Annotated in this window: 12 protein-coding genes and 1 pseudogene; 8 read left to right on the top strand and 5 right to left on the bottom strand. The window is 58.5% G+C overall.

Going from position 1 to position 12,939, the window contains the following annotated elements:
* Nucleotides 1-64: 64 nt before the first annotated feature.
* Complete coding sequence (locus tag BCEP18194_RS21225) at nt 65-1,420, top strand: sigma-54-dependent transcriptional regulator (RefSeq protein WP_011353314.1); 1,356 nt, start codon at nt 65-67, stop codon at nt 1,418-1,420.
* A gap of 97 nt (nt 1,421-1,517) precedes the next feature.
* Here the strand turns inward: BCEP18194_RS21225 and BCEP18194_RS21220 are convergent, their stop codons facing one another.
* Nucleotides 1,518-2,054, bottom strand: a complete 537-nt coding sequence (locus tag BCEP18194_RS21220; protein ID WP_041492969.1) for a TlpA disulfide reductase family protein — start codon at nt 2,052-2,054, stop codon at nt 1,518-1,520.
* A gap of 160 nt (nt 2,055-2,214) precedes the next feature.
* Here BCEP18194_RS21220 and BCEP18194_RS21215 point away from each other — a divergent pair, with 160 nt between their 5' ends.
* On the top strand, nt 2,215-2,787 hold the full coding sequence (locus tag BCEP18194_RS21215; RefSeq protein ID WP_011353312.1) for a hypothetical protein: 573 nt from the start codon (nt 2,215-2,217) through the stop codon (nt 2,785-2,787).
* Between the two features lie 333 nt (nt 2,788-3,120).
* Here the strand turns inward: BCEP18194_RS21215 and BCEP18194_RS21210 are convergent.
* Nucleotides 3,121-3,720, bottom strand: a pseudogene (locus BCEP18194_RS21210) (ATP-binding protein); the annotation flags it as partial.
* Nucleotides 3,721-3,809: 89 nt separating this feature from the next.
* Here BCEP18194_RS21210 and BCEP18194_RS39980 point away from each other — a divergent pair.
* From BCEP18194_RS39980 to BCEP18194_RS38760, 6 genes are all read left to right on the top strand, one after another.
* The gene (locus tag BCEP18194_RS39980; RefSeq protein ID WP_081436642.1) at nt 3,810-4,961 is read left to right on the top strand and encodes a tyrosine-type recombinase/integrase; all 1,152 of its coding nucleotides are present in this window, start codon (nt 3,810-3,812) and stop codon (nt 4,959-4,961) included.
* Nucleotides 4,962-4,999: 38 nt separating this feature from the next.
* The gene (locus BCEP18194_RS41265; RefSeq protein WP_157687200.1) at nt 5,000-6,640 is read left to right on the top strand and encodes a tyrosine-type recombinase/integrase; all 1,641 of its coding nucleotides are present in this window, start codon (nt 5,000-5,002) and stop codon (nt 6,638-6,640) included.
* Nucleotides 6,641-7,033: 393 nt separating this feature from the next.
* Nucleotides 7,034-8,461, top strand: a complete 1,428-nt coding sequence (locus BCEP18194_RS41260; RefSeq protein ID WP_011353308.1) for a site-specific integrase — start codon at nt 7,034-7,036, stop codon at nt 8,459-8,461.
* The gene (locus BCEP18194_RS41255; RefSeq protein WP_157687199.1) at nt 8,454-8,783 is read left to right on the top strand and encodes a hypothetical protein; all 330 of its coding nucleotides are present in this window, start codon (nt 8,454-8,456) and stop codon (nt 8,781-8,783) included. Before BCEP18194_RS41260 ends, BCEP18194_RS41255 begins: the two co-directional genes overlap by 8 nt.
* Before the next feature lie 218 nt (nt 8,784-9,001).
* Entirely contained in the window at nt 9,002-9,634 is a 633-nt protein-coding gene (locus tag BCEP18194_RS21200) for a DUF4145 domain-containing protein (RefSeq protein ID WP_011353307.1), read from the top strand.
* Nucleotides 9,627-10,010, top strand: coding sequence for a hypothetical protein (locus tag BCEP18194_RS38760; protein ID WP_011353306.1), 384 nt, complete (start codon nt 9,627-9,629; stop codon nt 10,008-10,010). The genes BCEP18194_RS21200 and BCEP18194_RS38760 overlap by 8 nt, the downstream gene beginning before the upstream one ends.
* Nucleotides 10,011-10,308: 298 nt before the next feature.
* Here the strand turns inward: BCEP18194_RS38760 and BCEP18194_RS21190 are convergent, their stop codons facing one another.
* The 3 genes from BCEP18194_RS21190 to BCEP18194_RS41245 are packed head-to-tail and all read right to left on the bottom strand — an operon-like array spanning nt 10,309 to nt 12,817.
* Nucleotides 10,309-11,877 (bottom strand): hypothetical protein, encoded by a 1,569-nt coding sequence (locus tag BCEP18194_RS21190; RefSeq protein ID WP_157687198.1) that lies wholly within the window; start codon nt 11,875-11,877, stop codon nt 10,309-10,311.
* A gap of 18 nt (nt 11,878-11,895) precedes the next feature.
* Nucleotides 11,896-12,117, bottom strand: coding sequence for a hypothetical protein (locus tag BCEP18194_RS41250; RefSeq protein ID WP_157687197.1), 222 nt, complete (start codon nt 12,115-12,117; stop codon nt 11,896-11,898).
* Nucleotides 12,118-12,142: 25 nt separating this feature from the next.
* Entirely contained in the window at nt 12,143-12,817 is a 675-nt protein-coding gene (locus tag BCEP18194_RS41245) for a hypothetical protein (protein WP_011353304.1), read from the bottom strand.
* Nucleotides 12,818-12,939: the final 122 nt, after the last annotated feature.

Below are 12,939 nucleotides of genomic sequence, written 5' to 3'. Positions count from 1 at the left end.
CGATCGGTATCAACGACGCCGCGCGCGCTGCCGCCGCGCGGCCCGTCAGGAGCAAGTGAGTACGATGGCCAACCGGCTGCAAGTGATCTATATCGAAGACGATGCGCTCGTTCGCCGGGCAAGCGTGCAGAGCCTTCAGCTGGCGGGGTTCGACGTCGCCGGCTTCGAGTCGGCTGAAGCGGCCGAGAAGGCGATCGTCGCGGATAACGCCGGCGCGATCGTCAGCGACATCCGGCTGCCCGGCGCGAGCGGGCTCGACGTGCTCGCGCAGTGCCGCGAGCGCGTGCCCGACGTGCCCGTGATCCTTGTCACGGGGCACGGCGACATTTCGATGGCCGTGCAGGCGATGCGCGACGGCGCGTACGACTTCATCGAAAAGCCGTTCGCGGCCGAGCGCCTGATCGAGACGGTGCGCCGCGCGCTCGAGCGCCGCGAGCTCGTGCTCGAGAACCACGCGCTGCGGCGCGAGCTGGCCGGGCAGAACGTCGTCGCGCCGCGCATCATCGGCCGCAGCCCCGCGATCGAACAGGTACGCAAGCTGATCGCGAACGTCGCGCCGACCGATGCGTCGGTGCTGATCAACGGCGACACCGGCGCCGGCAAGGAGCTGATCGCGCGCAGCCTGCACGAGCTGTCGCCGCGCCGCGACAAGCCGTTCATCGCGGTGAATTGCGGCGCGTTGCCCGAGCCGATGTTCGAGTCGGAGATGTTCGGCTACGAGCCCGGCGCGTTCACCGGCGCCGCGAAGCGCCGCGTCGGCAAGCTCGAGTACGCGTCGGGCGGCACGCTGTTCCTCGACGAAATCGAAAGCATGCCGCTCGCGCTGCAGGTGAAGCTGCTGCGCGTGCTGCAGGACGGCGTGCTGGAGCGGCTCGGCTCGAACCAGCCGATCCGCGTGAACTGCCGCGTCGTCGCGGCCGCGAAGGGCGACATGAGCGAGCTCGTCGCGGCCGGCACGTTCCGGCGCGACCTGCTGTACCGTCTCAACGTCGTGACGATCGCGCTGCCGCCGCTGGCCGAGCGCCGCGAGGACATCGTGCCGCTGTTCGAGCACTTCATGCTCGATGCGGCCGTGCGTTACGCGCGGCCCGCGCCGGTGCTGACCGACCGGCAGCGCGCGAGCCTGATGCAGCGCGACTGGCCCGGCAACGTGCGCGAGCTGCGCAACGCGGCCGACCGCTTCGTGCTCGGCGTGGCCGACATGCCGCAGGAGACGGGCGCGAGCGGCGACGAGGCCGACAACGAGCAGACGCTGAAGGAGCGCATCGAGCAATTCGAGCGCGCGGTGATCGCCGAGGCGCTGAACCAGACGGGTGGCGCGGTTGCCGCGACGGCCGACCGGCTGCATGTCGGCAAGGCGACGCTGTACGAGAAGATGAAGCGCTACGGGCTGTCGGCGAAAGGCGAAACCGAGCGCTGAAAAGCAAACGGACCGCGGAACCGGGTTGCCCGGTCGTGCGGTCCGTCGTGCGGGGAAGGGCGCGGCGCGCGGCCCTTCGAGCCGGATCGGGCGGCGCTCAGGCCGCGTTGCTGCCGAGTGCCTTCTTGAGCAGCGCGTCGAGTTCCGCGAACTGCGGTGCGCCGACGTAGCGCTTCAGGATCTTGCCGTCCTTGTCGACGACGAAGGTCGTCGGCGTGAGCTGCACGTTGCCGAACTGCTTCGCGACGCTGCCGTCGTCGAGCGCGACCTTGAACGGCAGCTGGCGCGTCTGCGCGTAGTTCGCGACATACATCGGCGGATCGTAGTTCATCGCGACCGCGACGAATTCCAGCCCCTGACCCTTGAAACGATTATAGGTATCGACCATCTGCGGCATTTCCTGCATGCAGGTTGCGCAGCTCGTCGCCCAGAAGTTCACGAGATAGACCTTGCCTTTCAGGTCGCCTGCAGTCGAGACCTTCTGGCCCGACAGCAGCGTGAACGTGGCGTCCGGCACGGTGGACTTGCCGTTGAACGCGAAGAAGCCGGCGACGGCGATCGCCGCGACGACAACGGCGGCGACGATGTAGCGGACGGGGCCGGCGCTGCGCCGGACGGGAGGCGTGGTGTTCATCTGGTGCTCTCGGAGTCGGTCGATGACGCGGATCAATGCAAAGGACATCGAAATTCGGCGCTCATTTTAGCGCGAATGCGGCAAGCGTACCGACGGCGGCCACGCATCCCGGATTTCAGCTTCAGCGGATAATGCCCGTTTTGCCTGCCCGATCCACGCCATGCCGAAGGAAGTCACCGTTTCGTTGCGCCCCCTTTTTCGTCCGCTGCGACACTTCGCCGCGCTTGCGTGCCTGAGCGCGGTGCTGGCCGCGTGCTCGCCGTCGTACGACTGGCGCACGCTGCACAACGATGCCGGCTACACGATCGACCTGCCGGCGAAGCCGACCGTCGAGGAGCAGCCGGTGGCGATCGGCGGCGCGTCGATGCCGATGCGGATGCAGGCTGCGCACGTGGACGGCGCGGTGTTCGCGGTCGGCACGCTGACGCTGCCGGACGACCGTGACGACACGCGCCGCGCGGCGCTCGAATTCCTGCGCGCCGGGCTGTCCCGCAACCTCGAAGGCGCGCCGCAGACGGCTTCGGTGCCCGTGCCGCTCGCGGCCGGCGGCGCGGTGAACGGGCTCGAGCTGCGCATCGCGGGCGCGGCCGCCGGCGGCGATCGCACGCACAAGACGATCGTCGCACGGCTCGCCGCGCGCGGCCGGCACGCGTACCAGGCCGTCGTGATTGCCGACGGGCCGCTGACGCAGGAGCAGCTGGACCAGTTTTTCGGGTCGTTCAAACTCGACTGACGGCGGCCGGAGAGGGCGCTCAGACACTCTGTGACAACTGAAAGTTCATTCGCAGCTTTCGACGCTAGTCGCCGGATTTTGCGGGGTTTTTTCGACTATCCACAGCGCATGTGGATAACTTTGTTGAAAAGTTGCCCGGATTTCCCGCCAAGCCGCGCGGGACGGCCTTCCGGCCCGTTTGGTCGCTCGCTCGCGTTTTGAGAAAAATCAATTAAAACAACGAGATACGGATTCCGTGCCGCAAAGGTCTCGCCGAGCCCCGATCCGGGGCCGGATTCGTGAAATTGTGCATAAGTCAAGTCTTGACAGCCGGATTTTGTCCTCCGAGGGCGTTCAGAGCGCCGTCAGCGCACGCCGGTAGCGGATCGCTTCGGCGATCTGCGCAGCCGTCGGCAGCGGGTCGCCGGCCAGGTCGGCGATCGTCCGCGCGACCTTCAGCACGCGGTAATACGCGCGCGCCGACCAGCCGAAGCGCTCGCCGGCCTCGCGCAGCAGCCGTTCGCCTTCGTCGGTCGGCCGGCACAGGTCGTCCGTCTCGCGGCCGCTCAGCATGTGATTCGTCTTGCCCTGCCGATCGAGTTGCAGCGCACGCGCCTGCGCAACCCGCGCGGCGACCGCGGCACTCGGCTCGCCAGGCGCCGACGCGCGCGTCGCCAGCTCGGCCGGCGACAGCGCGGGCAGGTCGATCTGGATGTCGATGCGGTCGACGAGCGGCCCCGACAGCTTGCGCAGGTAGCGCGCGGCGACGTCCGGCGAGCAGCGGCAGCGCCCCGACGGATCGCCGTGCCAGCCGCACGGGCACGGATTCATCGCGGCGATCAGCTGGCATGCGGCCGGAAAGTCGGCTTGCTGGGCCGCGCGTGAAATCGTGATGCGGCCGGCCTCCAGCGGCTCGCGCAGCATCTCGAGCACATGCCGGTCGAATTCCGGGATTAGGTTATGTATTTTGTCTGTCCGTTCCGTCGACTTTTCGAGCTCGATTAACCTTAGGTTCTGAGCGAACGACCTGGAGGCGCCGAAAAATGAAGATTCATTTGGTGCTGTGTGATCCGTGTGAAGCAGTAATCCGCTTGACAGAACTGGTCGATGCGATTGGTGTCGGCGGGATCCCATCGTTTCAGTTCAAAGACCTCCCAGCTCTGGCAATCATTGTTGGTGAAGATGGTTTGCCACACTGGGCAGCAACGTTTTACGCATTAGATCAGGCACTAAATAGCAACAGCGTCACAGGAGACACTGTCCGCACGTATGGAGAAGCTATTGTGGCGTGGTTGCAGTATTTGCAGAGCGTGCAGAAGTGCTTGGAGGACGCAACGGAGCAAGACGTCAAGCTTTACCGCAACAAGTTAATCCACGGTTCTTCGACAGACGAATACCGCCGCTACTCTGCCTCAACGGTGAATCTGCGGACTATGACAGCGGTCCGATTTCATATGTGGGGCCAGCTATCTCGACAGATGCCGAGCCCACTTGGCGAGTGGGCTGTCGGGCGAGATCGTGGTCGCCTGTTCCGTCGATTCGCAGCATACGCGCCGCATCGGAGGCAGATCGTTCGGGCCCCTGAAAGCAGGTTGCCTCGGATACTCGGAGCGGAGCAGTTGCGCGCGTTGCTTTCATGTACCCCTCAGCCCTATCGACTGATTTTCCGATGGGCTGTCTGCACTGGACTGCGTCGCTTCGAATTGTGCGGACTCAGGAAATCGGACTTGCCATTGGGCGCCGCGAAAAAGTCGACAATCGAGCAGCTTAATCTCGTCAGAAAAGGTGGTCGAACTGTAACAGTGTATGCGCCGTCACGGCTTATCGACGAGACGCGCTGGTACGTGCTATCTGATAGACCAAAAGCTGCACCGACCTATGAATCGTTTATTTTTCTGAATGCACGAGGCCGAAGAATCGACCGAACGGCACTTTCGGCAGCATTTCGGCGAGCGGCAGATGCGGCGGGAATCGATGCAACGTTACATCACCTGCGGCATACATATGCGGTCACGGCACTCAAGTACCTTCAGGAGCGAGCGCACAACGGAGACTCAATCAATCCTCTGAAAACTCTCCAGATGCTGCTGGGACACACGGCAATCGAAACCACAGAAATTTATCTTCGCGCGTTGGACGCCAACTCGGCAGCGGTTCAGGAAGCGCTGGACTTTTTGTACGGAGGAACATTGTGAGCGATGGATCAAGTCTCGATGTCCCACCAGTCACCTTCGTGATCAAAGATCGCCAAGGAAACTCTCGCACGCTACTCGATTTCTCAGAGCTGAATCTTTCTGACCGGATGACTCGGGCGCTTCGAGTTGCGTTCGAAACTGAATGTGGTCATCTTGCGGTCGAAACGCAAAGACAAGTGTGGCGTTGCTGCAAGAAGCTGTCCATGTTTATGCAGGATGAAGGCTTGGACAGGAAGATGCCACTTCCTTCCGATATGCTCCTGCGTTACCGAATTTGGCTTGAAAAGACCACGCTATGTAATGCCACCAGACAAAGCGTTCTTAATGTCGGCATTTCGATCGTGACTGCCAGCTCAAGAATTGACCCAGGGATAGTGAGTTCGGGCTTTAGGCTTGATGTGAGATCTTTCGAGCGAGGTGCTCCGAAGCCATCACCGGCTCTATCTGAGCAGTCTATGAAGCAAGTACTGCAAGCGTGCTATGAGGAGATCTCGGCGATCGAGCAACGGCTCATGGCGGGGCGAAGTCTGCTGGACAACGATTGCAAGGATGACAGCGACAAGGCTCGTCGCGAGGTTATGCGTAGGTTTGTAGCGCTCACGAGCAACGGGATACCGAAGAAACGTGACGTTATTGCAATGGGTAAGGCGTTCTCGAGACAGGTCGATGCGCTGGGCGGGGTGCGAGCTATCATAAGTCAGCTACACGTAACAGCAAGAGATATATTGCCCTTTTATCTTGCTATTCTGGCACAGACCAGCGGAAACCCCATGGCCATTCTTGACATTGGCTGCGACTGCATCCGCGATCACCCTCTACGTGCCGACATTGCGTCAGTCGTTTGGTCAAAACCTCGATCTCAGCGCGAACAAAAAGCCGACTTTCCAATCGCGCATCGATGGTCTGCTCCAAATTTGATAAATCGACTGAAGACGCTCAACGATCCACTCCGTCCGTGGTCGGGAGAAAGATTCTCAGACAGATTATTTGTGGCGTACTGCAATGGACGAGCGGCGGTTCCGTGCATCCAACTTTTTCATATCATGCTCGACGAGTTCATTCGAGAGCACAAGCTCGAGCACTTCGACTTCAAGCAGTTGAGAAAGACGGGTGCCACCATAATTTTCCGTGAGACGGGCGATGTGCGTGTCGTTAAGGAGAGGCTAAATCATCGGTCTACCGCTACAACCAGGCGATATATAGACGAGCCACTACTCCGCGAGGTCCATGACCAGCTCATCCATCGCTTTCAGGGCGAACTGATTTCTATGTCGATGAACAGCAGGCTCCAAGCCAGCGCGACCGATCAGCGTACCAGCATTTCGAAGAACCCTTCGGAAACAGTTTTCGGTTTTCTATGCCGAGATCCACTTGCGGGACTTGCGACGGGATCCGTCCGCGGACAACTCTGCGAGCATTTCCAACAGTGTGCGACGTGTCCAGGCGCAATAGTGCCGCTTGACGACCCGAAGATCGTTGCCCGTCTCTTGGATTCGCTGGATCAACTTCGGAACAGGCGTGCCGAGGCGGAAGTTGAGGGATGGGTAAGGCGTTTTGATCTCTTGTATGGGGCGACGATATCGATTTTGCAGGACGAGCTAATTCAGAAGGTCAGCCCCGTCATCTTGGATGCAGCCTCACACATGCGGAATCACTGGCCTCTTCCTAGGGTGGACTAGCGATATGCGGAAACCTGATCTAATCAAGAGAGTTGATCGCTCAACTTGGCTTTTGCAGAACGACAAGCTGCAAGAAGGGCCGGTTATCATTAATTGGCAGAGCCTTGACATTCATGGCGACGCGAGTGCTTACCAAAGGCAATTGATCAGAGACAACGCAAAGGAATATCTTGAAGCTGTCATTGCATGGAGAGAGGAGCGTCTAGGCGGAATCGGCGCGCGTTCGATAAATAACCGATTCTCAAAGGTTCGCACGCTCGTCAAATGGATGTCTAAGCGCGGTCTGTGGCGCTTTAGCGATCTGACTCCCGAGTCAGTGAACAATTTCATGCGGGGTGTGGTTGGGCGGCCGAGAGGTGTTCTCACAAAAAAACCGTCCAGGCATGGTGTGCAATGTTTAACGATATGTGGTTGGTTCGCGATCGCTGTCGGACCGGTCTGCGTTTCAATCCGATGATGCACGAGTCCTTCATAAAATGGCGAAATGCGGGGGCTCCCTTATCGAGATGGGCACCACTCCAGGAAAAATTCTCGGTTCCACTAATTGAGGATGCCATAAACTGGGCCGACCAGATTGGTCCCATGCTTATTCCGATACTGGAGCAAATTTGGAAGGTACATCACGAGACCGCGTTCAAGTCGAGAACAGCTCTTCGAAGAGATACGGATCGTTTTCTCGCGGCGCTCGCCGAGACCCCCGAATTTCGTGAACTCTTAAGTGCGACAAGACTGCAGGGACGCCCCACCTATGAGGTGGTTCGTGAGGCACTGCGTTTGACGCTTGGCTCGATTGTTGTTCAGGTGTTATTCCTGTGCGGGCTCCGCGTAAGCGAGCTTGTTACCCTTAGACGTGGGTGTCTGACTGAACATACGCATTCTGGTGGGTATAAATATATATATATTGAAGGAACGGTTGCGAAATCAAATGGAAGAGGCCATAAATGGATAGCGCCGTCGCCGGTTTGCAGATCTTTGCAATTGGCAGAGAAAATATTCGCATTTCTTGGCGAGCAAAGAAATGCGTTGCTTTTATCGCCGGGCGGTAACGGATCCTTGCCGCGTCGAGCACAGTCGTTCCGTCGTATGAGCGAAGCCCATGCGGCGATTCTTTTACGCAATTTTGCTCGATCCTCATGGCGTGAGCATCCTCTTCCTACAGGGGCGCGACTACATCCCCATCAGGGAAGAAAGACATTCGCACGGTTTGCGGTTACCCGCGACAAGCGAGCGTTGGAGGCGCTGGCGCAACACTATGGACATGTCCATAGCGGAATTACCGACAAGTTTTACGTTGGGGTAGACATTGAACTTGATGAACTCCTTGATCGTGCAAATCAAGAGGATCTTGCGCTACATTTGATGGACCTGATTGCAGCCGATATAGTGGGTGGTAAGGCGGGGGCGTCACTTATGTCCTTGAAATCTAAGTATTATGAGAATCATTCATTTCGCGGTAAGCGGTCACTAGCCTCGTTGGTCGAAAAGATGATTGGCGAAGGTATAAAATTGGCTCCATGTCATTGGGGATACTGTGTGTACGTCGAGCAACTCTCTGCGTGCCACGGGGATGAGTCGGGGCCAAATGAGATTGAGCGCTCGCCAGATGTCTGTGCGCGATGCAGCAACTTCGCGGTAACTGAGGCTCATAGGCCATGGTGGGAAGCGCGATTTCGCGCGGACGAAGTATTTCTCCAAAAAAAATCTCTCCCGGATCAGACGAGACATTTCGTGGAGCAGAGATTGGCGCGCTCTACCATGTTGCTTCGTCAGATTAACGCAAACAGTTTTGGAGTTGTCGATGATGGAGAGCAGCATGAGTAACGATGATATGCGCTTGCCTGCGATAACTCGTGCGGAGGTTGCATTGGAGTATCTTGTCGCGGAAGGGGATGCCTCGATATCTCTATCACAGGTCTGTAAATTGGCAAAGGTTAGTCGGGCTAGTCTCTATGAAAATCATCCAGATTTTGTTAGTCGCGTAAGATCTCTACGTCAACCACAAAAATCCAGGCCGCCAAAGCTTGCTCCAAATTTACAAAGCGTTTTGGCGGAAAATGAGATGCTTAAACGGCAAAACCGAGCGCTTTTGTATCTTTGTGTTGAATTGAAGTCAAGGTTGGTGGGCTTGGAGAGCGGTGCTTAAAGGTGATAAATAATCTGAAAATGCATGAAGGATAGCGACAATGAGCACCGCAGCGGCGGCTCTCGAAGCTGGTGTAAGTTCTGGCGGGGTCCACGACACTCACTTGGACGCCACCGACGAAATTCGGGGCGGGGTCAGATTCGTCGGCAACGTGACATCATGGCTGCTGAGTCGAATGTCGAGTGTGTGTGGTCGCGGTGGAGGCCAGTGAGGAGCTGATGAGCGAAAAACAGATAATCGTTATCGACTGCCCGCAGTGCGAGGTTCGCGTGAAGTCTGAGGTGACTTCTTGGGTTGGTGACGCCGAGGATCGGGCGTACATCCTCGTCGCGTGTCCTTCTTGCCAACAGGCGCTCTTCGGCGCCACGGTGCTGTTCAGAGATCAATTCGGAAATTGGGCATGGGATACGGCGGAACGGTTGTGGCCGGTCCCTGCGCTGGCGGACCTGGGGCCGTCGGTCCCAGCAGCCGCTAGGCGTGACGTTAGCGCCGCCCAAAAATGCTTTAGTCATGGAATTTATCCCGCTGCTGCAGTTATGTGTGGGCGCGCACTTGAGCGGCTCATCAAAGAAAAGACCGGAAAACCGCAAATGCTCGCAAAAGGGCTAGCCGACCTGAAGTCGAGGGGTGTTATTGACCAGCGTCTTCACGAGTGGGCCGATGCGTTGCGCGTCGAGCGCAATATCGGAGCGCACGCCTCTGATGTCGAAACCACGAAGGAAGACGCTCAAGATATCATCGACTTTACGGTGGCGATTTTCGACTATGTTTACACGCTAGCTGAAAAGTACGAAAAGTATCGACGCCGGAAAGCGGGGGGCGACGGTCAGGGGGCAATGGCCAATGAGTGACGATTACGAGGCGTGGTTTCGCGAGCAGATCCTGCAAGCGGTGAAAGAGGCGGACGACGAGAACATCACATCGATCTTTCGCGAGTACGTGATGGCCGACATGGCAGTACAGAGAAGGGTGCTGCCGAGCCAGATTGGCTGGGCTGCTGACCACGTGCCCTACCCTGCGGATGCCAGGAAATGGAGGCGGGATGCGCTTCTTATCATCTGCGCGGCGACCCAAATTTCGGGTAACCTATGTAGTACTATTGGTTGGCTTCGGAACGAACGGTTGCCTATCTTTGAAGGCCAGACCGCCGAACAGCTCGTCTCAAACGGACGTGCCGACGACGTGCTGCGTTACATAAAGGCCCTTGAGGCGGGCGCGGTTGGATGAGCCAGCGAGCGCATCGTGAATCCGCGCAATGTCGCTTCGCCCGCGCGGCAAGTGATTCGTTTTTACCAAAGAAAACAGGGAGCGGGGCATACAGGCCTGGACGTTGTTCCGCAGTATGTATTCCGCCCCACCTCTCAAAGGCCCACTCGTCGAGTGGGCCTTTTCAATGCCGCTAAGCGTGCCCCCCTCACCATCTGGACCGCTGGCCAACTACGCCCCTGGGCACATCGCGGACAGGATGGTTGAGAGCCCGGGACCGGGCGCCAATCTGCCCCGCGCCACGGGCCGTCGCCACAATCTAGAGATCGTTGACCGCGGCGACCCACTCCGAACGGCTGATCTCAAGGCGCCGGAGAATCTGGCAGGCTAGGAAGGACGGGATCGTTGGATTCGGACCGTAATGACTGCCGAGTCGAAATGGGTGCGCTCCCGCTCTCAACAGCTTCTTCTCTGATCCTTTCCCTTGCACAACCTCGACGCCGCATGCCCTGAGGATCTTGAAGAAGCGGCTTTGGCGAATTTGAGGCAGGGCGTGGATCGTGATCTGCGCCGCGTCGTCGCCCGATCTCCCGCCCTCGCTCGATGGTTGGCCATCTTCCCCCTCGTCCCGGCGTACTTCGTCAAGCCAAGCCGCGTAGGTCGCGATCTCACCAGCTTCGATCTGGTCTGACTCGGGCGCGGACTCGTCGAGGTCTGACGCATTATCTGGATGAGCCGGTTCGGCATGTCGGATCTTCAGATAGTCTTCTACGACCCTCCCGTGAACCTGCTCCAGAAACCACACAGAGACGCTCAGGGCATCTCTTTCGTCGAGCATGCGATCGACGGTCAACCACGGATGCGGGATGACACTGAGCGCCCCGTCAAGACCGATGTTGAACGCACCTCTAAAAAAGTTCGTTTCCAGGCCTCGGCGCAGACTCTCTTCGCTGTCGGAGACGTAAATCGTTCCGACTCCCTGTGACGCAATGAATCGGAATGCGGCCGAACAGCCGGTTCCGGGAATCGCGAAGATATACCTCCAGGATCTCGCTGACCCGCAGAGACGGGGCCACGCTTCCAAGAGGTCGCCAAGGTACGTATTCAGCCGCGTCCTGAGATCGCCGCGAGATTCAGCGAACCTGTCGCTGCGGAGTACCTTCGCGAGAGGGGCTAGCACTACCTCTTTTAGATACGCGGCCGGCTCAACCCCGAACAAGTTCAGGATGCCACCAAACGCATGGGCCTCACCCTGATTCGCGACGATCGGCCCGATCAGACTCGTGCGATGTGCCGGACTATCGTCGAATTCCAACGAGGCGTATCCGGTCTTCATGAAGCAGGCCTCGATCATCAGATAGGCCATGCAATCAATCACGCTACCCCAGACTCGTTGGTACATCCGGTCTTCACCGTGGGCAATGCGGGTATCGATATCACTGAGGAACGTGTGTGACAGGTGCATGTACGCGTCGAAGGGCGAACGTTGAATCTGGCGCCGATATCGATACACCACCTCCGAGATAGATTCCTCGGTCCATTTGAGGACTCGCTCACGCAAATCGTGAAGCTCGAAGTCGGCGACCATCAGGGCCACCACCTCGGACATCGAAACCCCGACGAAGCCGTTGTTCAGTTGCCGTGTCTCCTCAATCAGCGCGTTCCCGCAGTCCCGGAGCTCGAGGCTGAGAAAATCCGTGAGTCCGCGCGGCAACGTCATCACCGGCATTTCCTGGATATTCCAGTCCGCACAGCGGGCGATCGACTGCTGATACTTGTCCAACGGCGAAACGGGCGCACGGCGAAGCACCTTGGCATCTTCCTCCGCCATCCGCCGCGCAACGACCTTCGTGGGTAGCTGAACGACTGACTCTCTCTGATTTTTCATTTCGTCTCGGGCCTAGGCCTAGGCGCTTTTACGGGCCGCGCTGTGTTGCAACAGCAACCCTGCTGCCAGTTCCATAGATATGGGTTCTTCAACGATCCTGCATGGATTTAATGCGAGGTGGTCCGGTGTCGGGAACGACGGCGCGATCGATCCGACGAAGAATTCACCCGGCCACCGTGTCGTGCAGATCGCCGGCCCGTCATTGAACACCAACTGTTCGTCGCGTTCGCCGACTGCCATGGGACAATGCTTCCGCCAGGCGAGACTATGTTTTATTCAGGCCGCTGTTTGCCGGCGGATTCTGCTTCCGGAGCGCGAGATTGTGAGCATCAAACTTCGCTTTCTGACGCGCGATCTCTGCCCTTGTTGTCCGGACAGCAATCGTCGCGCCAAAAAAAACAACGAAGGTAGCCATTGTGACTCCGATCGCGTTCCAATAGTGACTTCCACCAGCTGGTGCATAAATGCGAGCAAGGAGAGCAGGAAGACCGAAGGCTGCCATTCCGGCGGCACACCAATTGCCGTCCTCTTTTGCAGTCAACGCGATTGCTTTAGCCTCTTCGTCATTGTAAGTCTCCATGTCTTCGATTTTTTTCGGTCTGTCGTCAAACGCGCCGACAACAAGTCCGGTAATGGCAGACAATACGGCAAGTAAGATTCCGTACTGATCGGGCTGCAAGGTGAGCGAACTGGAAATCCCTGCTGCCACCCATACTATGGCGACTGAAACAAAAAATGACACGGCCGCCCACTGGATTAGGTCCGGCCAAGCCTGCACCTTTGCTCGACGCGGCCAATTCCACTCCCTGTCGGCGTCGACGTCGACCGGGGGCGTGTCTGGCTCGTCGCCCGAAGCGCTGTCAATTGGCGGAGCGCCGGCGTGGGCCGGTTCTCTACTGTCCAATGCCTCTTCGGTCTCTGGTGGAATTTCGTTCGACATCCTGTTACCCCGTCATCGTTAATGAAAGTGACTTGTATTTGGTATCTCTCGTCGGGTCGATGCAATCAATGATAATTGCAGCGTATCCCTAACCCTGACGGTACAGGGACCTAGTTTATATC

It is taken from the genome of Burkholderia lata, assembly GCF_000012945.1.
In the GTDB taxonomy this organism is placed as follows: Bacteria; Pseudomonadota; Gammaproteobacteria; order Burkholderiales; family Burkholderiaceae; genus Burkholderia; species Burkholderia lata.
This window is presented reverse-complemented; position numbering and strand designations above follow the sequence as displayed.

Excerpts from the sequence above, each read along its gene's own strand:
- BCEP18194_RS21225 (WP_011353314.1), top strand. The coding sequence starts at position 65 with ATGGCCAACCGGCTGCAAGTGATCTATATCGAAGACGATGCGCTCGTT.
- BCEP18194_RS21220 (WP_041492969.1), bottom strand. The coding sequence starts at position 2,054 with ATGAACACCACGCCTCCCGTCCGGCGCAGCGCCGGCCCCGTCCGCTAC.
- BCEP18194_RS21215 (WP_011353312.1), top strand. The coding sequence starts at position 2,215 with ATGCCGAAGGAAGTCACCGTTTCGTTGCGCCCCCTTTTTCGTCCGCTG.
- BCEP18194_RS39980 (WP_081436642.1), top strand. The coding sequence starts at position 3,810 with ATGAAGATTCATTTGGTGCTGTGTGATCCGTGTGAAGCAGTAATCCGC.
- BCEP18194_RS41260 (WP_011353308.1), top strand. The coding sequence starts at position 7,034 with ATGTTTAACGATATGTGGTTGGTTCGCGATCGCTGTCGGACCGGTCTG.
- BCEP18194_RS41255 (WP_157687199.1), top strand. The coding sequence starts at position 8,454 with ATGAGTAACGATGATATGCGCTTGCCTGCGATAACTCGTGCGGAGGTT.
- BCEP18194_RS21200 (WP_011353307.1), top strand. The coding sequence starts at position 9,002 with ATGAGCGAAAAACAGATAATCGTTATCGACTGCCCGCAGTGCGAGGTT.
- BCEP18194_RS38760 (WP_011353306.1), top strand. The coding sequence starts at position 9,627 with ATGAGTGACGATTACGAGGCGTGGTTTCGCGAGCAGATCCTGCAAGCG.
- BCEP18194_RS21190 (WP_157687198.1), bottom strand. The coding sequence starts at position 11,877 with ATGAAAAATCAGAGAGAGTCAGTCGTTCAGCTACCCACGAAGGTCGTT.
- BCEP18194_RS41250 (WP_157687197.1), bottom strand. The coding sequence starts at position 12,117 with ATGGCAGTCGGCGAACGCGACGAACAGTTGGTGTTCAATGACGGGCCG.
- BCEP18194_RS41245 (WP_011353304.1), bottom strand. The coding sequence starts at position 12,817 with ATGTCGAACGAAATTCCACCAGAGACCGAAGAGGCATTGGACAGTAGA.